This window comes from Coriobacteriia bacterium (genome assembly GCA_003149935.1).
Lineage (GTDB): Bacteria > Actinomycetota > Coriobacteriia > Coriobacteriales > QAMH01 > QAMH01.
In genome coordinates this window covers 103,168-123,647 of record QAMH01000005.1, presented here as the reverse complement: position 1 = coordinate 123,647, position 20,480 = coordinate 103,168, and the positions used below count along the sequence as shown (strand labels likewise).

19 protein-coding genes and 1 tRNA gene are annotated in these 20,480 nt (G+C 59.2%); 2 read left to right on the top strand and 18 right to left on the bottom strand.

All coding sequences use genetic code 11. The features are described from left to right. Positions 1-29: 29 nt before the first annotated feature. From DBY20_02455 to DBY20_02435, 5 genes are all read right to left on the bottom strand, one after another. Positions 30-1,922 carry a hypothetical protein gene (locus DBY20_02455; GenBank protein PWL79621.1) on the bottom strand — a complete coding sequence of 631 codons (1,893 nt, stop codon included), beginning with the start codon at positions 1,920-1,922 and terminating at the stop codon, positions 30-32. 105 nt (positions 1,923-2,027) lie between these two features. After that, positions 2,028-2,366, bottom strand: a complete 339-nt coding sequence (locus DBY20_02450; GenBank protein ID PWL79620.1) for a hypothetical protein — start codon at positions 2,364-2,366, stop codon at positions 2,028-2,030. A 249-nt stretch (positions 2,367-2,615) separates the two neighbouring features. Next, positions 2,616-2,999: a desulfoferrodoxin gene (locus DBY20_02445; GenBank protein PWL79619.1), complete on the bottom strand. Its 384-nt coding sequence runs from the start codon at positions 2,997-2,999 to the stop codon at positions 2,616-2,618. Positions 3,000-3,072: 73 nt separating this feature from the next. Then, entirely contained in the window at positions 3,073-3,555 is a 483-nt protein-coding gene (gene ybaK, locus DBY20_02440; protein ID PWL79618.1) for a Cys-tRNA(Pro) deacylase, read from the bottom strand. Continuing rightward, a complete protein-coding gene (locus DBY20_02435; protein ID PWL79617.1) occupies positions 3,548-4,003 on the bottom strand; it encodes a hypothetical protein in 456 nt (151 codons plus the stop codon). Before DBY20_02435 ends, ybaK begins: the two co-directional genes overlap by 8 nt. Before the next feature lie 96 nt (positions 4,004-4,099). Between DBY20_02435 and DBY20_02430 the strand changes: the two genes are divergently transcribed. Then, the gene (locus tag DBY20_02430; GenBank protein PWL79616.1) at positions 4,100-4,537 is read left to right on the top strand and encodes a hypothetical protein; all 438 of its coding nucleotides are present in this window, start codon (positions 4,100-4,102) and stop codon (positions 4,535-4,537) included. Here DBY20_02430 and DBY20_02425 read toward each other — a convergent pair. The 7 genes from DBY20_02425 to DBY20_02395 form a co-directional block, all read right to left on the bottom strand. Continuing rightward, complete coding sequence (locus tag DBY20_02425) at positions 4,534-5,010, bottom strand: nickel-responsive transcriptional regulator NikR (protein PWL79615.1); 477 nt, start codon at positions 5,008-5,010, stop codon at positions 4,534-4,536. The two genes, DBY20_02430 and DBY20_02425, sit on opposite strands and share 4 nt — an antisense overlap. A gap of 70 nt (positions 5,011-5,080) precedes the next feature. Beyond that, a complete protein-coding gene (locus tag DBY20_02420; GenBank protein ID PWL79614.1) occupies positions 5,081-5,635 on the bottom strand; it encodes a hypothetical protein in 555 nt (184 codons plus the stop codon). A 13-nt stretch (positions 5,636-5,648) separates the two neighbouring features. After that, positions 5,649-6,536, bottom strand: a complete 888-nt coding sequence (locus DBY20_02415) for a hypothetical protein (GenBank protein PWL79613.1) — start codon at positions 6,534-6,536, stop codon at positions 5,649-5,651. Between the two features lie 60 nt (positions 6,537-6,596). Next, positions 6,597-7,088 (bottom strand): hypothetical protein, encoded by a 492-nt coding sequence (locus tag DBY20_02410; GenBank protein PWL79612.1) that lies wholly within the window; start codon positions 7,086-7,088, stop codon positions 6,597-6,599. Positions 7,089-7,097: 9 nt separating this feature from the next. Beyond that, on the bottom strand, positions 7,098-7,901 hold the full coding sequence (locus tag DBY20_02405; protein ID PWL79611.1) for a threonine/serine exporter: 804 nt from the start codon (positions 7,899-7,901) through the stop codon (positions 7,098-7,100). 30 nt (positions 7,902-7,931) lie between these two features. Then, on the bottom strand, positions 7,932-9,920 hold the full coding sequence (locus DBY20_02400; GenBank protein PWL79610.1) for a multidrug MFS transporter: 1,989 nt from the start codon (positions 9,918-9,920) through the stop codon (positions 7,932-7,934). Between the two features lie 67 nt (positions 9,921-9,987). Beyond that, positions 9,988-10,063, bottom strand: a tRNA-Lys gene (locus DBY20_02395). Between the two features lie 84 nt (positions 10,064-10,147). On the opposite strand from DBY20_02395, the gene DBY20_02390 reads away from it, so the two are divergent. Continuing rightward, positions 10,148-10,918: a hypothetical protein gene (locus tag DBY20_02390; GenBank protein ID PWL79609.1), complete on the top strand. Its 771-nt coding sequence runs from the start codon at positions 10,148-10,150 to the stop codon at positions 10,916-10,918. A gap of 23 nt (positions 10,919-10,941) precedes the next feature. Here DBY20_02390 and DBY20_02385 read toward each other — a convergent pair whose 3' ends face one another. The 6 genes from DBY20_02385 to DBY20_02360 form a co-directional block, all read right to left on the bottom strand. Continuing rightward, on the bottom strand, positions 10,942-12,480 hold the full coding sequence (locus DBY20_02385; protein ID PWL79608.1) for an ATP-dependent Clp protease ATP-binding subunit ClpX: 1,539 nt from the start codon (positions 12,478-12,480) through the stop codon (positions 10,942-10,944). 162 nt (positions 12,481-12,642) lie between these two features. Next, entirely contained in the window at positions 12,643-14,328 is a 1,686-nt protein-coding gene (locus DBY20_02380) for a hypothetical protein (GenBank protein ID PWL79607.1), read from the bottom strand. An 82-nt stretch (positions 14,329-14,410) separates the two neighbouring features. Next, positions 14,411-16,201, bottom strand: a complete 1,791-nt coding sequence (locus DBY20_02375; GenBank protein ID PWL79606.1) for an ABC transporter ATP-binding protein — start codon at positions 16,199-16,201, stop codon at positions 14,411-14,413. A 3-nt stretch (positions 16,202-16,204) separates the two neighbouring features. Next, positions 16,205-17,092 (bottom strand): DegV family protein, encoded by an 888-nt coding sequence (locus DBY20_02370; protein ID PWL79605.1) that lies wholly within the window; start codon positions 17,090-17,092, stop codon positions 16,205-16,207. A gap of 257 nt (positions 17,093-17,349) precedes the next feature. Next, the gene (locus tag DBY20_02365; protein ID PWL79604.1) at positions 17,350-17,589 is read right to left on the bottom strand and encodes a hypothetical protein; all 240 of its coding nucleotides are present in this window, start codon (positions 17,587-17,589) and stop codon (positions 17,350-17,352) included. Between the two features lie 65 nt (positions 17,590-17,654). Then, positions 17,655-20,330 (bottom strand): hypothetical protein, encoded by a 2,676-nt coding sequence (locus DBY20_02360; GenBank protein PWL79603.1) that lies wholly within the window; start codon positions 20,328-20,330, stop codon positions 17,655-17,657. Positions 20,331-20,480: the final 150 nt, after the last annotated feature.

Below are 20,480 nucleotides of genomic sequence, written 5' to 3'. Positions count from 1 at the left end.
ACGAACGGAATACCCTTGTTGGTTTGGGATTATTGCGCGACCTCGTCGAGGGCGTCAAAGTGCAGCGCGGCGGCAAACGACGCGGCATCACCGTAGACGATACCGTACCTCACGCCCTTCGCCTCGACGCAACGCCCGTTGCCGATGTAGATGCCCACATGGCCGGGCTTCCACAGAATGTCACCGGGAGTTGCCTCGGCAACGCTGCGGACACTGCTCGCCTGCACGTACTGGGACTCGGAATAGTGCGCGAGATCGATGCCCGCAAGCGAATAGCACCACTTGGTCAAGCCGGAGCAATCAAAGGTCTTCGTCGCAGGAGACTCGGCAGCCCACACGTAGGTGCCGCCCAGCATGGCTTCGGCACTGGCAACGACCATGCCCGCCTTCGTATCCATGACGCCCATCTCGCGTGACTTGTCGAGCGCGAGAATGGCAGGATACATGCGCAGGGCATGCGTTACACGGCGGTCAAGATGGGCGACACTTGCAGCTGGCCCCTCATAGCCCGCCATAAACGCAAAGGTGAGCTCCTCGACATGATGACGAGCCTCATCCTCCGTGCGCTCGACAGGCGTCTGCATCGGAAGGATGCGCGACGCGTCGGCGACCTTGCCGCGCACGACCGATCCGTCCACGACACGCATGGTGACAGGATCATCCGCATTGAGGATGCCGTCACCGTCGATATCGTCATCCCACGCATCCACGATGCCGTCACCGTCGAAATCGCCTCCGATGGTCTCGTCGAAGAGCCCAAGGGAGACATCGATGGCGGCGTACTCGGGATACGCAGCGTCATAGTAGGTCTGACGCTCGCCCCAGCTGTCACGCCAGGTTTGCAGGAAGTAGTCGGTCTGCACGTTGACATCGGTCCACTCGAGGCCGCGCTGCTCGGCAAACTGCCTGAGCCCCGTGAAACCCGCGCAGGAAAGCTCGGCCGTGGATGAGCCGGCATCGGTCCACTGGAACAAACCGCCTGCGACCTCATAGCCGTAGTGGAACATGCCACTCATGTCGCAGAAGGAAGCGGCATTCGAGCCGGACTCCGCAAACATGTTGCCAATCGCAGCGGCAGCCATCTCGGGTGTCCAGCCAGCATTGAGCAAACGCGTGGCAACTTGCAAGTCGGTCAGAGTCGTCGCAAGCGTCGAGCCATCATCGGCAATGACCGGCGCCGAAGTCGTGGCGTCAGGTGAGGTGTATTGGTCGATGGGGGTCGAATCCTGTGGGCCTGGATCAGGCGCAGCGGGCTGCTCGGTCTGCTGCACGGCATCCGTGGGCTCCTGACCGGGAGATTCGACACCGTCACCAGGGGTGACAACATCAGCGGCAGGCGGCTGCTCGCTCGGCGGAAGCACCGCATCAGGAGCATCGGCCGGCGTATCCGCGCCAGGCTCCTGACCCGCATCGGGGGACTCGGTCGCATCAAGCGACTCCAGGATGGCAAGAAGCTCGGCCGGATCGAGCTCGGAAATGTCGAGATCATCGACAATCTGCCCCAGCAGCGGATACAGGTCCTTGAACTCGCCCTCAGGCTCGACGAGGTCCATCGTAACCGGGTCATAGGCTTTGCCCGTCAGCACATCGACAAGCAGACCAGAGCACTCGTCGAAGACGAGCAGCGTGTTGTCAGCACTGCGCTCGACCGTATGTACGACGGGGGCCTCGGAAGACTCGTCCGCAATCGCACGCAGGGGAACGCCTACGGTTCCCGCACCCAGGCTCGTCGTGAGCAAGAGCGCAACGGCAGGCATGGAACGCTTGGAGGCTTCGCGCTTGATGTACCAGGTACAGGGATGCGAAACACCATGCGCTCCCAATGGGAAACGCTCAATGGCGTGCCTTCCCTTGGGATAACGCGGAATCGCGTGTTGTCCCTGCGTGTATTTTGACATGTGGGTTCCTACACCTTTTGTCATGCTTGTGTAGGCGCATTGTACTCTTTTTTGGGACACCTGTGGGGACCCAAACACCCTGTCGGCATGAAGGCGTGTGGTGAAAGAGCAGGCTGCGGAACAAGGGGTCTAGAGCTGGTTATCCTTGAGAGCGTTCATGTCAGCCTTGCTGATGTTGTAACGCTCGAGATGGGCCTTGTATGCATCGCGCAAAGTCCAGTATTTGTTCACCTTGGGAGCGACAAAGATCATGAAAACGACGAGGATGATAAGTGGCACGGTGTTGCTCACGAACGAGGGAAGCTCAACAACACCCGTGAATGCGATGAGAAAGAGAACGGCGATGATAACGCAAGCGAGAATAGTGACGCACACGATAAGGAGAAGAATCTTTCTCAGCTCATCGCTCATGGTAATGGCCTGGCGCACTTCTTTGCGGCGCTTCTTGCCCACATGCTCTTCGACCACGTGCCCACCTCAGCCCATACGTACCGACGCGGCCATTCTACCAGCTTATGAGGCTCTTGCAGACAATTCACAAAAGAATGACAAGAGCACGGGAAAGAGTCGTGCAAAGAGAGACGGGCGCCGGGATGCTCCGGTCGCCCGTCGTCTGTCTGCCGTACCGCCGCTTTGGCGAGGGCCCTTGGCGTCTTGCGAGAGATTTCTCGACTTCGTTCGCTTCGCTCACTCCGCTCGAAATGACAAAAGTAGAAGCTACAGCCTGGAAACCCACAGACCGTGGATGTTGCAGTAATCAAACGCCTCGATGACCGCATCGTCGGGCGCAACCGTGAAAACGGCCTCGGGGGCATCGCCCGGATTAAGGTGCACGAACTGCACGCCCTTCTCGGTGTGCAGGCAAATCCACTGGATGTAGTGCTCCTCGATCATGGGATGAGGCGCCTCGCCCACCTTGACCGTCACGACCTCGCCGTCAATCTCGATGACGGGAACGTGCTTCTCGGCTGCACCATCTGAACTGTCGGCGATGAGCTCGGTCATCTTCTGACCACAGCAGAAGGGAATCGGACCTCCGTCGATAATCTTGGTGATGATGTTTCCGCAAATATCGCAGCGATAGAATTTGATCTCTTCCATGACTGCTCCTCTCTCTGGATAATCTGTTGAACCAGGTACGACCAGTATACACTTCACGAGAGAATAAAGGGTATCAGACGACCAGATCGACGGCTTCGATTTCTATGGTTTTTGCGAGGTCATCGAAGCTCATCTCAATCTGTGTGCCAATGCGCCCGCCCGAGAACATGATCGTATCGAAAAGGACGCAGGTCTCGTCGATAAAGGTGCGGAAGAACTTCTTCATTCCCAAGGGGCTGCATCCGCCATGCACGTAGCCCGTCAAATCGAAGAGTTCGCGCGAGCGCACCATAGCCACCGACTTCTCCCCTGCGGCCCGTGCCGCCTTCTTGAGGTCGAGCTCGGCGGCAACCGGAATCATGAAGACGAGATACTCACCGCTCTTACCCTGCGTGACGAGCGTCTTGAAGACATGGTCGGGATCCTCCCCCGCGCGCAGCGCGATATCGACACCCGTATCCTCCCCCGTCGCATCGACCACATGAACGACATGATCGACATGCGCGGCATCGAGAATGCGCATGGCGTTCGTCTTCGTCTCCTTCTTCCTAGACATCATCGTCTCCCGGAGCTTGGGAAAGGAGCAGGCTGACGACGGAATCGAAGGAATCCGGAAACTCGTCGGCACCTTCGGAACGAAACGTGGAGCTGCGTTTTGCGATGGGCTCGTCGAAGTCGACCTCAACACGCCACTCGGTCACGACATTCACAAAGGGCCCCTGCGCGGGTTTGTACACGCGCTGCCATGTGAAAAGCCCCGCCGCATCAAGCGCCGCTATGAGGGAGCGCGCCTCGTCAGCGGCAAGATCGACCTGGGCAATCTCGGGTGCACCGCGGCGAATGAGCATCTGCGCCCCGTCGGCCGTCTTGCGATATGCCGCCGAGCGCGGGAAGGGCAGATCAGGATCGACTTCGATGAACTCGATACCCTGCACATGCTCGTACGTGCGCAGCTCATGCGGCACGTCGTATGACTGTGCAGCCCCGAATGGCAATCCCGGCATGATGAGGTCCTTCCCTGTCGCCGTGTGAATCCGTTCACAATACTGAACCTATCTTATCGCACCGAACGTGCAGAAAATGGGCATTCTGCGGTATCGATGTCCGATGCAAGCGGCTTGGGGTATCATGTGTCCCACTTCGCAAGCATCAAGAGTTTGGAACCTGTCATGAGAATATTCGGCCTCGGTCTTCCCGAATTGCTCATCATTTTGGCAATCGTGTGCATCCTCTTTGGCCCTGTCCTCTTCAAGAAACTCAACAAGCAGGTGAAGGAGACAGGCAAGGCCGCCAAAAAGGGCATCGAGAATGGCGCCAAGGCAGCAGGCAGCGATGTCGATCTCAACCACATCGACAAGGATACGGTGCTCGACAAGGTCGAAAGCTTCCAGAACCGCGTCGACAAGATGTTTGAGGATGACGACGAGAGCGAGCCTGCCAAGACGGCAGACGAGAAGCCTGAATCTACCCAGACAGCCGAGAAGGACGAGAAGCCCGAACCCACCAAGACCTCGAAGGACGATACTCCAAGCGCCTAATGCGTATGCGCGTGCTCCCCATGCTCATGACCATGGGTATGACCGTGGCTATGCATCTGGGCGGCATCGGTTGTCGTCACGACGAGCTTGCCATGCAGTACGCCCTTGGTGCCGAGCAGCGCATCGGCAATTGAACGAATTACCTTGCTCTGTCCGCGCATGAGCACCACCTCGAGACAGTTCTCCTCATCGAGGTGCACGTGGACGGTCGAGACGATCTCATCGACATGCTCGTGTTGGATGGCATCGAGTTTATCGCGCAGATCGTTGGAATGATGGTTGAAGACCATGGTGAGCGTGCCAAAGATGCTCGACTCCGGATCCTCGACCTCCTCCTCGATAAGAGCGCCACGCACGAGGTCACGGATGGCCTCGGAGCGATTCTTTGCGATGCCACGGCGCGCCGTGTACCGGTCGAGCTCATCCATCAAGTCCTCGGGCATTGCCACGGAAAAGCGCACGAGTTCGCTCATGTTCGTCCTTTCCCCTCCACGCGTCCATTATCTTCTTCGAGATGGTAGCACCAATCGTCGACGTGCTCGTCTAGATGGAACAGCAGGTGTCGCCGTTGAGTATGGCGGCATGTTTGTCATTGACGGCCTGCACATCCGAGAAAACGACGAAGAAATACGCGAGCATCTCCTCGAAGGAGTCAAACATCATGGGTGCGCCCAGATAGCCACCGCATCCGCACTGCGGCAGGGTACGCACCACGGCATGGGGCTGCGTGGCGGGCGGTTTGGGCAAGCGATCCCAACGACTGTAGCGTCGCCAATGACCCTCGGGCTGCTTGATGACAAGCTGGCCCGTATCACCCGCGATATCCCCCACGAGCTTGACGAGCGGCTCGTCGCCCGCATCGCGCGGGTTAGGACACGCGTCACTTGCCATGCAGTCGCAACGATATGCCACGCCGCATGACATGTCGATAAAGGCGATGACCTCGCGATTGCCCATCGCATCGATTTGCGCGAGATACGCATCGCCTCGCGCGTCATCAGGCGTATCTGCAGGTCGCAGCAGCGTGAAAGAGCAGCCGTCAACGGGCGGTATGCTCGCAAGCGCCGCACTCTCCACGTAGCCCTGGGATATCTCCACGTCTTTTCCCTTCCTAGAACGTCGCCTTGTGGATGAACTCGCGCATCTTGCGCGCCGCAGCCGGATTGACCTTGGGAAGGCGATCGTCGATGAGCTTGAGCATGTTCTCCTGGTCTTTGGGCACGAGGCCCTCGAAACGCACGATATCGGTGTCGTGCGAGCAATTGACGTACGTCTTGCAGTCGAGGTTCTCGATGAAGGTGCGTATTTCCTCGATCATCTCGATTTCGTCAGGCGGTGCCCACCTGCCCGCCGCTATGTCATCGGCAAGTGGCCAGGTCGCCGTCGGCGTAATGGTCACGACGAGGATGTGACCCGGAGCCGCCTCGCTAAAGACCTTGGCACTTGCAACGGCGTTTTCCTGCCCCTTGCCAGCGCCGGCCATGCCCGTGAGGTAGAAGTACGTGAAGTCGATGCCGGCATCATGCAGCCGTTTGCCCTGCTCGGCAACATCTGCCGCCGTATGCCCCTTCTCCATGAACGCGAGCGCCGGGTCATAGCCGCTCTCGGCACCGATGCTCAAGTCGTCGACGCCATGCGAAGCGAGCAGCTTGAGGTCTTCATCGCTCTTGTTCTGGATATCGGCAATGCGGCAAAAACCACCGAAGCTCGTGATGCTCGGAAGCTTCTCCTTGATGAGTTCGAGGATGGGCACGAGGCGCTGCGCCGAGAGCGCATATGGATTGCCGCCCGTGAGGTTGATGCGATGCTGGTTGGGGCGTATGGTCTTCGCGAGCTCTTCGAGGTCCTCGACGATTTCCTCGCGCGGAGACACCCGAAACTCAACATCACGGAAGATATCGCAGAAATGGCATTTGTTGTGCGTGCAGCCCGTGACAATTTGCAGCATGGGGCAGTTCATGACCGACGGCGTCTGGTGTTGCGGCTTGGTATAGCGCATGGCGGCTCCCTACACGAAGACATGGGCAATCGCATGACGTGCAGCGCCCATTATAGGCTCTCAGGCCTTGCGACGCGCCTGCTTCCTCACCATCCTCGCGAGGCGCTTGGCCTTGTCGGCAGCCCACACGTCCCAGGTCTGCACCACGGCAGTGACGACGCAGATGCCAACGGCTATGCCTCCCGCATACAGCATGGTCATGATGCCGAACTCCCCGCATGCGGATAGATTCCCGCTCACCGCGTTATACATCGTGTAATACAAGGCGCGTCCTGGAATAAGCGGGATGACCGAGATGATGAAGAAACCGGTCACGGGCGTGTGGGTGATGCGCGACATCGTCTCGGCAAACACGGCTGCAAAGATGCTCGCAATCACGACGGGAATGAAGACGCCCTCGATGTGCAGGGAGAGCGCATAGTAGATTGCCCACGTGAACACGCCGCCAAGAGTTGCGGGGATGATACGGCGCTTGTTCACATTGAAGAACAGCGCGAAGCCGAGCGACGCGACGAGCGTGACGAGAAGCATTATGGGAAAGGGGTAATCCATCCGCCACTCCTATACCAACGACGCTATCCAAAGCGCGGCCATGAAGCCGAGCGCGAGGGACGTGGCCCAAAGCAGGCTCTCGATAAAACGCATGACGCCGGATATGGTGTCGCCCGATAGCATGTCACGCGTCGCGTTCGTGATGGCAACGCCGGGAATCAAGAGCATGATCACGCCGATAATCGCCATGTCGATGGACATGTGCGAGACGAACCTGGCGACAAGGCAGATGATCAGGCCAGTGACAAGCGAGGTCGCGAAATTGAAGACGATCGTATTGGGCGTGATAGGACGGAAATACTTGAGCGCAGCGCACACGAACAGCGCGATGAGGGCCGACATAATGCCATCGAGAATGGTGCCACCAAAAAAGATGGCAAACCCACCGGCCGATAGCGCACCACCCAGATACAGTGACAGCTTCGGGAAGGGCTTGCCCTTGATGCGGTCGAGCCTCCTGCGAAGCTCCTGGGCCGGCAAGGGCGTCTGGCAGCACTCCTCGCACAACTTGCTCAGGGCCTCCAGACGATCGAAGTTGGTCGAGCCCTCGTTGGCGATGCGTCGGGACATCGTCTTCTCAACATCACCCGGCAGCGTGATGGTCACGATGATGACGGCCGTGATGACGAGCACGTTCATCTTGTAGGCGCCGTAGGCCCTTCCCATACGTGCAAGCGTGTGTTCGACGGTGTGAACGTCGGCGCCGGACGTGAGCATCGCCTCGCCGATATCGAGCATGTACGAAAACACGTCGAAGTCGACGACGAGCGTCGCGTCATTTGCGTTTGCCTCTATCGTGACCGTCTTAGCCATCTTCCTCGCGATCAACGTACGTGTACTGCCCTATGATACGTGTTCGGGCTCGCATTCGCACTTGGTTCCGTCACCTTCGGCTTCGCAATAGACCGCATCCTCGGGACGACCCTCGAGATATGCCTCCATGGAATAGCGGGTGATGTCGCTGCGATTGATGATGCCGCAAATCTTGCCGTCCTCCATGACCGGCACCTTCTTGAGATGATTGTCGGCTAGCACGCGGCACACCTCGTCGATGCTCTCGTGCACGTTGACGCTCAGGAAGTTACGCGTGCCGATGGAGGCGACGGGTTTCTCCATAAGTTCCTCGAGTTTCTCGTCGTAACCGCGCTTGTCCTGCGCCGTCATGGCGATGAGCGCCACCGGGTCCATGAAGGACCTGGAATTGCGCGCGAGGTTCTTGAGTATGTCGCCATCGGAAATGAAGCCAACGGGCCTATCGTCATGGTCGACGATAGGACAGGCGCTGATGCCCTCGTTGATGAAGAGCTGCATGGCCGCTTGCACCGTGTCATCGCTACGCAGCACGTATACGTCGCGCTTCATGATGCGCTCGAGCAGGGTCTTGTTCTCGCCAGCAACACCACGCTCGTGCACGGTTTCGCCCTCGGCACCCGTCGCCTCGATCGTGCCGGGCTTTCCCTTCACGAAGATGATCGTGAGGATCGCGCCGATAAGCACGAGCGCCGTGCAGATCATGAAGGCGATGTTGAACGCGGTCATGGATGCCTCGATCGGAGGGTTGGGACCACCGATCTGCACCTGTGCCGCCGTGTAGATCGAGACGATGAGCGCCGTGCCAAGCGAGCCGGCAACCTGACGCAACGTATTGTTGATGGACGTGCCGTGATTCATGAACTTGGTGTCGAGCGCGTTCATGCCCCAGGTGGTGATGGGCATGTTCACGAGCGCCATCGAGAACATGCGCACGGCAAACAGAACCGTGATGACGGCGATTGACGTGTTCGTTCCGACAAAGACGAAACCCAGCGTGGTTGCCGCGAGCAGGAGCATGCCGATGATGCCCATAGCGCGTGCACCGTGCTTATCGAAAATGCGCCCTGCAATGGGGTTCATGATGCCCATAATGATGGCACCGGGCATGATGACAAGGCCGGACATCGTAGCCGAAAGACCCATGAGGTCCTGGATGTAGATGGGCATGAGCACAGGTGCCACGAGCAGGGATGCCTGAACGAGCATGCCGATGATGGTCGCGATGAGGAAGTTGCGATTGAAGAGAATGCGCACGCGCAGCATGGGCGTCTCGAGATGCAACTGCCTGAAGAAGAACCAGACGATGCATGCACAACCAACGAGAATGGTAATACCACTCACGAGATCGATGCCGTTGGAACCAAAGACGCTGAACCCATAGAGCAAGCCGCCAAAGCCCAGCGTGGAGAGCACGACGGAAAGCGGGTCAAGCGCCGCGTCGCCTTTGGTCTTGGGACTGCGCTGCTCGATGAGAAAGGCGGCGGCGATGACGACCACGGCGACAAGCCCCGTGATGACGTAGAACATGACGTGCCAGTTGACCGTATCGACCATGATGCCCGAAATCGTGGGGCCGATGGCCGGGGCAAAGGCGATGATGAGGCCGAAGACACCCATGGCCGAACCCCTGCGGTCGACGGGAAACATGACGAGTAAGACGGTCATCGACATGGGCATGAGTATGCCCGCACCCACAGCTTGGACGAGACGTCCGGCCAGGAGAACATCGAAGGTGGGTCCCCATCCGCAAAGCAGGGATCCGACGGCAAAGACACTCATGGAGAAGAGGAAGAGGCGGCGTACCGAGAAGCGGTCCTGAAGGTAGGCGGTAATGGGAATCATGATCGCGTTCACGAGCGTGAAGCCCGTGGTAAGCCATTGGCCCGTCGCCGCATCGATGGACATCTCGGCCATGATGGCGGGAAGCGCTGGCGTGACAAGCGTCTGGTTGAGAATGGTAACGAACGTGCCGATTACGATGACGACAAGCATCATCCATTGTTTTTTGGTAAGACCCATGCGAATAATCATCCCCTTTTATGCGCGACCTACGATAGCACTAAACAGGGAATGGTTTGCTGCGAGGTGGTGGGCCGTTAGGGGTTCGAACCCTAGACCTTGGGATTAAAAGTCCCCTGCTCTACCAACTGAGCTAACGGCCCACAGCGCAGCGCATGACATTCTAGCAGATTGACACGAGCGTGACGTCTTCGGAAAATACGAATGACCCCACGAGGAGGAGCGCCATGCGACGCAGATACTGCTTTTTCGATTACGATGGAACTCTGCGCTCGCGCTCGCTTGACGCCGTCCCCGCTTCCGCACGCGCCGCACTCGACAAGCTGCGCGAAAACGGCCATTTCGTCGCGCTCGCGACAGGACGCCTGCAATCGGATGCGCTTGAAGTGCTTGCCCCTTGCGGCATCGATACCATGGTCGCCGATGGCGGCAACTCCGTCACCGTCGATGGCAAGCTCATCTCCATCGAGGGCATGCCACTCGAGCCCTCACGCGCTTTCGCGCATCGTCTCGATGACGAAGGTTGGGCCTGGGCTGTCAACTGCGAAAACGCACGCACCTGCCTGACCCGTGACGAGCGCTACGCGAGCCTCGTCACGCATCTTTACTACACGCCCGTCGTCGATCCCGCGCTCGATATCGATACGCTTGATCCCATCTACAAAATCTTCGTCCCGTGCAAGAAAGGCGATGAGCAGGCCATCGACTTTACGGGTGTGACCTGGGCACGCTATTCCGATGAGCTTATCTACATCGAACCAACGGACAAATCGCGCGGCATACGAAAGATGATGAAGCTGCTCGATGCACCCATCGAGGACGTCATTGTCTTTGGAGACGGTACGAACGACGTCGACATGTTTCGTCCCGAATGGACAAGCGTCGCCATGGGCAACGCCGTACCCGAGCTCAAGGAGCGTGCCGACCTCGTGACGAGCAGCGTGGACGAGGACGGCATCTGGAACGCCTGCGTGAAGCTAGGGCTCATCGAAGAATAGCCAGCACGCGCCAGTTATCGTGATTAAGCCACCGTTTCGCCCTCGGGGAGCAGGCTGTCCGACGTGTCAGGCAGCGCCTGCTGGCCGCGCGGACGGATGATCGGAGCGCCCTCACCCCTGATATAATCGCCGGTGATCACCACCGAGCCAATCGTGTCGTCCTTGGGAACCTCGTACATGATGTCAAGCATGAAGCGCTCGATGATGGCACGCAGGGCTCGTGCACCCGTATCCTGCTCGAGGGCCAGGCGAGCGATTTCGCGCAAGGCGGAATCGTCGAACTCGAGCTCGACATCATCGAAGGCCATGAGGGCCTGATATTGCTTGATGATGGCGTCATGTGGCTTGACGAGGATATCGAAGAGCATCTGCTCGTCGAGAGCCTCCATCGTGCACAGGATGGGCAGACGACCGAGGAACTCCGGAATGAGACCGTACTCCTTGAGGTCTTCGACCTTGACGCTCTTGAGAATGTCGCGGTCCTCGTCATAGTTCTCGCGCACGGCAGAGCCAAAGCCCACGCCTGCGCTCTTGTTGAGGCGCTTCTTGATGATGTCGTCCAGACCGGGGAAGGCGCCACCGCAGATGAAGAGGATGTTGCTCGTGTCGATGGTGGCGTTCTGCGAGAAGGGCGTCTTCATGCCACCCGAAAGCGGCACCTCCATAGTCGTGCCCTCGAGCACCTTGAGCAGACCCTGCTGGACGGATTCGCCGCCGATATCACGGCCGCCGCCCGTACCCTCGGGACCGCCATTGCGCTTGGCGATCTTGTCGATCTCGTCAATGTAGACGATGCCATGCTCGGCTCGTTCAATATCGCCCTCGGCCGCGGTGATGAGCTTGGTGATGATGCTCTCGATGTCATCGCCGACGTAGCCGGCCTGGGTAAGCGTGGTCGCATCCGCGATGGCCAGCGGCACATCGAGCAGATTGGCGAGCGTCTTGATGATGTAGGTCTTGCCCGTGCCCGTGGGGCCAAGCATGAGGATGTTGCTTTTGTCAATCTGCACGTCGCTCTTTTGCGTGGCGTCATAGCGCTTATAGTGGTTGTAGGTCGACACAGCCACGATCTTCTTCGCGAGTTCCTGTCCGACGACGTATTCGTCGATCTGGGCCTTGAGCTCGTGCGGCTTGGGAACGGGCGCCATGATAGGCTCGCCCTCCTTGCGCTTGGGCTGCTGCACGGGCGCGCCCATGCCAAAGGGGCTGCCGCTGCCGCTGCCCGTGAAAAAGCCAATGGGACTCCAACCGCCAAACGGGCCGTTGTTGGCATTGTCGTTGGAATTCTCGCCATCGACGGGCTCACCGTCGACTTCCTCGATCTGGTTACCCTGCTCGTCGGTCGTCGTGCGCGTGGGCTTGTCGCCGCCATTGCCGCTGCCGCCCTGCCCTGGCGTGGTGAACCCGAAGAGCTGCGACATCTTGTTGACCTCGCGCTCGAGGCAAGCGGGGCATACGGGCGTATTGGGAGGCAGCGTCACAAGCGCGCCGCCGGCTTCCTCTTCGGTCTTGCCGCAGAAGCTGCAGCGCCTGTTGGAGTTGCCGGTCGTGGTATCGGACATGAAATGGTCCCTTCATCGTGCGGCTTGCGTGCACCCGCAATTGAAAACATGGCGACTATATTGCCCCATTTATCCTGCGACTACCAAGATGGACAATGAATCGTTACCGATGGGTTGCCCGAGGAGCTTCGGCGTGCGAGAGGGGCAACCACACGCCCGTCCCTAGCTATTCGACGATTTCTTGGATGACGAGCTCGAAGACGAGGATGACTTTGATCCACCGCTTGAGCTGTCCTGAAGCGCGACCTTTGCCGAAGCAGGTGGTGTGTAGCCCTCGGTATAGGGACTTCCGTGAAGCGCCGAATACGAGGTGTACGCATACACGGGACCATCGACGTAATTGCTGTTCACGTTATCGTCGTTGAACTCGGAATTGAAGTTGTCGAGATTCTCGAACAGGGACTTGCCCTCCTTGTAGTTCTGGTCCATCACCGCGAAGACATCCTGGTACATGACCGCCTGCCAATCGCCATTGATGGTAGAGGCGCCAATGGGCAGCTGAGCGGATTCCATCGATTCGACATCCATGCCCTTCATGTTCATGGCAAGCGAGATGATCCTGTCAACGCTCATGTTCGTCTCGACGCACTTGGAGAGGCTCTCGATGAGGGCGGGCATCCTGGTGATGTCCTGGGCGAGCACCTCCTTGGCAATGGCCTTGATGAGATTGCGCTGGTTGAGTGTGCGCTGATAATCGCCCATCGCGTAGGCGCCTTGGTCGATGGGCCATCCGTGACGACAGCGTGCGAGCACGAGCGCCTGCTCGCCGTTGAGACGGACCGCATCGCCTGCGGGAAGGATGATGTCCGGTTCGCTCTCGTCCATGTTGTAGTCAGCCGTTCCCTCGGGAACTTCGACGGTGACACCCCCGAGTGTATCGACCAAGTCGAGGAAGCCCTGGAAATAGACGATTGCGTAATAGTTGATTTTGATGTCGAGCATCTTGTTGAGCGTGCTCACAAGCAGGTTATAGCCACCGTACTCGATGACGGAATTGATTTTGCCGTAACCATGGCCATCGATCTTGACGCGTAGGTCTCGAGGTATGGAGAGGATGCTGACCTTCTGCGCCTTCTCGTCGACACGAGCAACCATGATTGAATCCGAACGCTCGCCATCGTTGTACTCATCTACAGGCTCCCACCCCTCGCGGGCGTCGCTGCCCATGAGGAGGACGTAATATGGCTCATCCGCCGCAGGAGCGGCGAGGTTGGTGATGTCCTGGTTGCCCTTGATGTTGTTGGCGATGTTGTTGTACCACAGGCCGACGGCAATGCCTCCACACGCGAGGATGACGGCGAGCGCGATGACAATGCCGAGGGCGATCTTCTTGCCCCGCGACATGCCGCGCTTGCGTCCCACGTACTTGGTGGGAGCATAATCCGCAGTGGCGCCTGCCGCCTGCGTGCGACCACGCCGCTTCGCATCAGCATGACCTTGCACGCGCGCCTGATTCGCTTGGCTCTGTGCGCTCATGTGCCGATGCGCGTTTGAGTACGCAGATGCGGAGGCATGCCGTGAACGGCGCGCGCCTGCCTGCGAGCCCTGGCGATTGCCGGAACGCGCGCTGGAATGCTGTGCCCTCGAGCGAGACCCCTCGCGGGGGTCACCGTGGACGGGCTCTTGCGATGCATGGCGAGAACTGCCCGGCTGGGCGCTGTATCGAGCGCTTCGCTGAGCGCCAGGTTGAGGTCTTCTGCCTGTCCCGGGGCGACGATTGTCACGTGCGCCATACCTGTTTCTATTGCCGTTGGCGCGGTTCCGGTTGGATCGGCGGTCCTCTCCCATAAACCCCTCGTTTGATCGGGAACACGTTCGAGCCCGCATGCAAAAAGCCATGCCGGGCATGTTTGGCTCCGTATCCTAGCACTTATCCCAAACGGAACCTATTAAAGTTGCAAAATGTCCACAGAAGCGGCTGATGGAAGGACTATTCACCCAGCTGCTCGGAGTAGTCGAGCCATGCGTCCTCAAGCGTTGAGAGCTCGGATTCAAGATGCGAAATCTTGGCCTGCTGCTCGCCGAGGGCGATGTAATCCGTCCCGTCCATCTCGAGCAGCTCCTCGCGGGCACGCTCGAGCTTGCTGCGCACGCTACCCATCTTGCGCTCGGTCGAGGTGCGCTTCTTGCGCAGCTCGCGCAACTCGCGTTGCACGGGCACCGCTTTGCCGTCTCCGGCAGAAGCAGGCGGTGCAGGTGTCTGGCTCGCTTGCTCCCTGCGCTCGAGTTCCTCCAAATACCCGTCAACGCCGCGGGGCATGTGGATGAGCTCGCCGTCGATGAGGGCGTACTGGTCATCGGTGACGCGCTCGACCAGATAGCGGTCGTGGCTCACGATGAGCAGCGTACCGGGCCACGAGTCGAGCAAGGTCTCGAGCTGGGCGAGCATGTCGGTGTCGAGGTCGTTACCCGGCTCGTCGAGTATGAGCACGTTGGGACGGTCAAGCAGGATGAGCATGAGCTGCAGGCGGCGCTTCTGCCCGCCGGATAGGTCGCGCACCGGGCAGCTGAGCTGCTCTGCCTCGAAGCCCAGCTCCTCGAGCAGCTGCATGGGGGACATGGTCTTGCCATCGGCCATCTCGACGTAAATCTTATGGCGGTTGCATACTTCACGTACGCGATCATCGCCAAGCTTGTCAAGCTCGCTCAGCTGCTGAGTAAGCACGGCGAACTTCACCGTCTGGCCAATCTCGACACGGCCACGATTGGGGTGAATCTTGCCCTCGATCAACTTGAGCAGAGTCGTCTTTCCTGCGCCGTTGGCGCCGAGAATCGCAATGCGCTCCCCTGCCCCGATATTCCACTCGAGCGGTTTGATAATCTCCTTGCCGCCAAGCTCGACGCCTGCGTCACGCACATGGATGACCTTCTTGCCCAGGCGCGACATGGCCGTGCGACGCAGCTCCACCTTTTTGCGCAGCGGCGGCTCATCGGCGATAAGCGCTTCGGCCGCCTCGACGCGAAAGCGTGGCTTGGTCGAGCGTGCCGGTGCGCCACGAGCGAGCCAGGCAAGTTCGCGTCTCAGGATGTTCTTGCGCTTGGCCTCGGCGACGCGCGCCTGACGCTGTCGCTCCACGCGCTGCATGATGTATGCGGAGTAGCCACCCTCGAAGGGCGTGACGACGCAATCGTGCACCTCCCACATGTTGAGGCAGACCCCATCGAGAAACCAGCGATCGTGCGTGACGAGAAGCAACGCTCCCTCGTTATCGCGCCAGCGTGTCTTGAGATGCTCGGCCAGCCAGTGAATGCCCTCGATATCCAGGTGGTTGGTGGGCTCGTCCATCATGAGCACGTCGTAATCCCCGATGAGAACGCGGGCCAGGTCGACGCGACGGCGCTGTCCACCCGACAGCAGACCGATCTTCGCATTCCAATCGAGGTCGCTCACGAGATGCTCGAGAATCGCGCGAACACGTGCGTCTCCCGCCCATTCGTATTCGGGACGGTCGCCAACGATGGCATGGCTCACCGTGTCGTCGTCATCGAGCGCGTCCTTTTGTGCGAGCATGCCAACCGTGACGTTGCCCGTGCGCACGACACGGCCGTCATCGGGCGAGGCTTCGCCTGCCAGAAGCTTGAGCAACGTGGACTTGCCATCGCCGTTGCGCCCGACGATGCCGATGCGATCGCCCGAGTTGACGCCAAGCGTCAGGGAGTCGAAGAGCCGCGCCGTAGGGTATTCGAGCTGGACGTTCTCGCAGCCGAGGAGGTATGCCATACGCTATAGGCCCCACTCGCGGCCCCAGAAGAAGAGGGCGACCGTGCCCGGGCCCGTATGGCTACCGATGGTCGTGCCAATGCTGTAAATCTCGACCTTGCCACGCATCTTGGGGAAGCGCTCCTCGACGAGATCAGCCACCGCACGCGCGTCCTCCAAGCAATCGCTTTCGCTGATGAAGACGGGGCCGTCATAATCGAGCCCCTTGTCGGCGGTCTGCTCCATCTTCTCGACGATGCGCTTGATGACCTTCTTCTTCGAGCGGATCTTTTCGCGCGGAATGAGACGTCCGAGCGAATCCATGTTAAGGAGCGGACAAATGCCGAGCATCGAGCCCACAAAGCCGCTCAACGGCTTCACGCGACCGCCCTTGATATAGAAGGTGAGATCCGTGGAGAAGAACCAGTGCCAATCATGGAGCTTGTGAGCCTCGGCCCACTCGCTCAGCTCGTCGAGGCTCATGCCTTCGGCTCGTTTCTCGGAAAGCGCCTGCATAAGTAGGCCATAACCACTCGACGCGGCAAGGGAGTCGATGATGTAAATCTTGCGATCGGGAAACTCGTCCGCAAGCGACTCAGCAGCGATGCGAGCGGACTCAACCGTACCCGAGATACCCGAGGAGAGCGAAGCATGCAGCACGTCTTTGCCCTGCTCGAAGAAGCCGCGGAAGAACTTCTCGTACTCGCCCGTGCCGATGGCCGCCGTCTTGGTCTCGGCACCATCTTTCATCGCCTGGTAAAACTTGTCGAAGGGAATCGTCTGTCCCAGGTCATCTGCATATTCAACGTCATCGATGTAGAAGTGGAAGAAGATGCACTCGAGACCAAGCTCCTGGATCTTCTCGGGCGTCAGGTCAACCGTCGACTCGCAGCTCAAGACATAATCAGACAAGGGAACCTCCTTATGGCCTACAGCGCACGGACTTTGCGCGTATCTATGTATTTTCCCGCATCACAAGGAGCATTTCCAGCTGGAAAACGGAACGGTTCGTGCAAACTCGCGAACAAGCATCTATGACATCGCCAAAAAGGCGCACAGCGCCCGAAACATTCCGGACGCCGCGCTAAAGGAGGGAGTAACGCATAACCTGGCCGGTTTTCGCAGGCGCCCTTTTGGGGGATTGTCAAGGGCTTGCACTGCCTGCGAAATCAAACCAGATAGATGCTTATAGAGTGAGTCGGGCAGGAGTTCACGCATCGACCGCACCCGACGCAGTTTTCGGGGGTTGGGGACCATGCCTTGAGCTTTCCATCGACCCTTCTCGCACGCAGAACGTCATTTCTCGGACATTTGGAAATGCAGTTCATGCATCCGATGCAGTAGTCTTCGGAAATTCTGACACGGGAATCGTTCTTATAGAAACCCGGAGGCGGTCCATATGCTCCCATTCCGGGCTCCTTCTCTAGACCAGGTGGGCGACGCGAAGGGGTGCGTCACCCACCATGAACGATAGTTACTTCTTGAGTTCCCAGTTGGAAAGGTTCGCATAGGCCTTGTCCCACACGGTGTCATGCTTGCCATCGTATTGGTCGATGGGAATCGCATCATCCGTGCCATCAGATGGATCGATGCAAGGATAGATCTTGCAGAGCAGACCACGCGTGCACCAGGTGGCGGTCATTTGGTCGGCCTTGTCCGGATCGTCATCGACGAGCACGTTGCCAGCCGCGTCGAAGACGCCCTGGCTCCACGGCTCCTCGGCGGGAAGCTCCGGATACCACCAGCTCGGCGGCACCTGGACGACACCTTCGGGGATATCCCATCCCAGATGCGCCTTCTGGCGAATACGGCCCATCGGCGTCTCGATCCAGATCCAGTCGCCTTCCTTAACGTGCAACTTGCGGCCGTCATTGAAGTGCATCCACGTGTAGGGATACGGCTCGACCGTACGCGTGCCATGCCCCGGCGTTCGGAACTCCGAATGATACAGCGGGCTCACGCGACCGGAAATCGTGAGGCGGAACGGATACTCCTTGGCCATCTCGGGATTACCGAGCGGAGACTCCGGCTCGCGATAGACGGGGATGGGATCGTAGTCGAGGTCCTCGAGCACCGAGGCGTAAATCTCGGCCTTGCGCGAGTTGGTGGCAAAGCCCATGATCTGCCCGTTATCGAGGCGCTTGGCGTACTTGTAGTACTCCGTGGGATACGGGAAGTAGGTGCCCATGTTGACGGCCTTCTCGTAATCCAGGCCGGGGACGCGATCGACCGTATATTCGATGGCCTGCTCGTAGGTCTCCCATGGCCAGTCCTTCTCCTGACCCATGGCGCAGCCCAACGCACGGAAGAAGTCATAGTCGACGCGGCGCTCCTCGTAAGGCTCGACGCCGCGATCGCCCACGGTGATGAAGTCCATGGAGTCCTCGGACGTGGTGCACAGCGGACGCTCCATCCAGTCGCAGGCGGGCATGATGTAGTCGGCCAGTGCCGCGGTCGGCGTCTTCCAGTACTCAACGGAGACGAGCAGGTCGAGGTTCTTGAGGGCCTTGTACATCTTCTTGGTGTTGGGTGCCCAGGCAAGCGGATTGGATTCCCAGCAGATCATAGCCTTGATGGGATACGGGTCGCCATCAATCATGGCATCCATGACAAGCGACGGCGAGCAGAGCATCTGGTGCAGCATCGGACGCGGCACGCCGAACATCTTGCGATAGTTCTTGTCGATCATCTTGAAGCCCTTCCACGACATGACGCGGAAGCGGTCGTTACCGATGAACTTGTCCTGGTTCGCGGGGTCCTGCAGTTCGGAGAGCTCGAACTCGGCGTTGCGCACCGGATAGGTCTTCTCCTTACCCACGGCGTTGGGATCGCAGGGCATGCCGACGAACTCGCCGCCAGGGTTATCGATGTTGCCGCACAGAATGCGCAGGATGGTCTTGGCAATGCCGAAACTCGAGGCGTTATTGCCATGCTGGTCGCCGCCACCGAGACCCCAGATGATGCAAGCCGGACCATTGGTAGCGTAGAGATGGGCAGCCGCCTCGATCTTGCGGACGGGCACGCCGGAAACCTTGGAGGCACGCTCGGGCGTGTACTCCTGCATGCGATCGGCAATGGCGTCGAAGACGGTCTTGCACTCGACCGTGGAACCGTCCTTGAGCGTGACGGTATAGGTTCCGTAGAGCTGAGCGTCCACGACGGTGTCCTCGGTGGGAGTGTAGTAGCGATTCTCGTCGGAGCACCAGCATAGGGGTGCGCCCGTCTCGCCATCCCACACGACGAAGTCCTCGTGCTTGCCACCCTCCTCGACATCGCTCGCACGCAGCAGCTTGTTCGTATCGGTACGGAAGAGGAATACGGCGTTGGACCAGTACTTCAGGAAGTCCTCGTCATAGAGCTTCTCGCGAATGACGTAGTGCACCCAGGCAAGGCACACCAGACAATCGGTGTTGGGATAGGGCTGCAGCCACTCGTCGGCCTGCCCGGACTCAGTGATGCAGACGGGATCGACGACGATGAGCTGCGCGGGATCGGGCTCGTTGACCGTCGTGCGTCCCGAAATGACACGCCAGAGGGGCGCCTGGGGCGCGTAGGACTCCTGGCAGCGCTTGCCCCAGTTGACGATCGTGTGCGACTGCTGTGGGGATGCCGGCATCATGGACTCGACGGGCCATCCGACCATGGCCATGTTCAGCGTGTAGTTCCAGCACCAGCAGATGGTACCTGGATCGATGACGTTACCCGGGTTGCCTAAAAGATTGGTGAAGCGACTACGCGCCCACAGATGATCCGAGCGGTAGGTGCCTTCGGAGGCGACGAGCGTCTCGGGGCCGTACTCGTCGATGAGCGCCTGGAGCTTCTCGGCGATCTCCTTAATTGCCTGGTCGTAGGAAATCTGCTCCCATTTGTCCTCGCCGCGCTCGCCGATGCGCTTGAGCGGATGGTTGATGCGCTTGGGATGGTAGTGGAACTTGATTGCGCGCTCGCCTTTCTCACCCAGTCGGTTGCAGAGCACGGAGCCCTCGGCGTCATCGCCCCTGAGCTCCACGAGCCTACCGGTCTTCGTGTCGACACCGGCATAAATGCTGCAATTCATGTGGCAGAAGTGGCAACGAGTACGACGCCATCGCACACCATTATCGTCCACGGTGTTATTGGGCACACCAGCCATTGATGGTGTTTCGGACATAGCATACTTCCCTTCTCTTCTTCCCCTCGCGTCTATCGCCTGGGATTCACTTCATCGAAAGACTACAGGCGACGCTTGAGGGCGAAAACGCCTTATCTGATGTATGTAAACGGGTAACTCGATGGGTAATGCACGAGGGTAATGACGAGA

What these genes read in the sequence shown, in the direction of transcription:
- DBY20_02435 (PWL79617.1), bottom strand. Translation starts at nt 4,003, where the DNA reads ATGCCGGGATTGCCATTCGGGGCTGCACAGTCATACGACGTGCCGCAT.
- DBY20_02405 (PWL79611.1), bottom strand. Translation starts at nt 7,901, where the DNA reads ATGGCTAAGACGGTCACGATAGAGGCAAACGCAAATGACGCGACGCTC.
- DBY20_02365 (PWL79604.1), bottom strand. Translation starts at nt 17,589, where the DNA reads ATGGGAGCATATGGACCGCCTCCGGGTTTCTATAAGAACGATTCCCGT.
- DBY20_02430 (PWL79616.1), top strand. Translation starts at nt 4,100, where the DNA reads ATGTCCGATGCAAGCGGCTTGGGGTATCATGTGTCCCACTTCGCAAGC.
- ybaK (PWL79618.1), bottom strand. Translation starts at nt 3,555, where the DNA reads ATGTCTAGGAAGAAGGAGACGAAGACGAACGCCATGCGCATTCTCGAT.
- DBY20_02445 (PWL79619.1), bottom strand. Translation starts at nt 2,999, where the DNA reads ATGGAAGAGATCAAATTCTATCGCTGCGATATTTGCGGAAACATCATC.
- DBY20_02415 (PWL79613.1), bottom strand. Translation starts at nt 6,536, where the DNA reads ATGCGCTATACCAAGCCGCAACACCAGACGCCGTCGGTCATGAACTGC.
- DBY20_02425 (PWL79615.1), bottom strand. Translation starts at nt 5,010, where the DNA reads ATGAGCGAACTCGTGCGCTTTTCCGTGGCAATGCCCGAGGACTTGATG.
- DBY20_02360 (PWL79603.1), bottom strand. Translation starts at nt 20,330, where the DNA reads ATGTCCGAAACACCATCAATGGCTGGTGTGCCCAATAACACCGTGGAC.
- DBY20_02410 (PWL79612.1), bottom strand. Translation starts at nt 7,088, where the DNA reads ATGGATTACCCCTTTCCCATAATGCTTCTCGTCACGCTCGTCGCGTCG.
- DBY20_02390 (PWL79609.1), top strand. Translation starts at nt 10,148, where the DNA reads ATGCGACGCAGATACTGCTTTTTCGATTACGATGGAACTCTGCGCTCG.
- DBY20_02385 (PWL79608.1), bottom strand. Translation starts at nt 12,480, where the DNA reads ATGTCCGATACCACGACCGGCAACTCCAACAGGCGCTGCAGCTTCTGC.
- DBY20_02380 (PWL79607.1), bottom strand. Translation starts at nt 14,328, where the DNA reads ATGCCCGGCATGGCTTTTTGCATGCGGGCTCGAACGTGTTCCCGATCA.
- DBY20_02400 (PWL79610.1), bottom strand. Translation starts at nt 9,920, where the DNA reads ATGGGTCTTACCAAAAAACAATGGATGATGCTTGTCGTCATCGTAATC.
- DBY20_02455 (PWL79621.1), bottom strand. Translation starts at nt 1,922, where the DNA reads ATGACAAAAGGTGTAGGAACCCACATGTCAAAATACACGCAGGGACAA.
- DBY20_02375 (PWL79606.1), bottom strand. Translation starts at nt 16,201, where the DNA reads ATGGCATACCTCCTCGGCTGCGAGAACGTCCAGCTCGAATACCCTACG.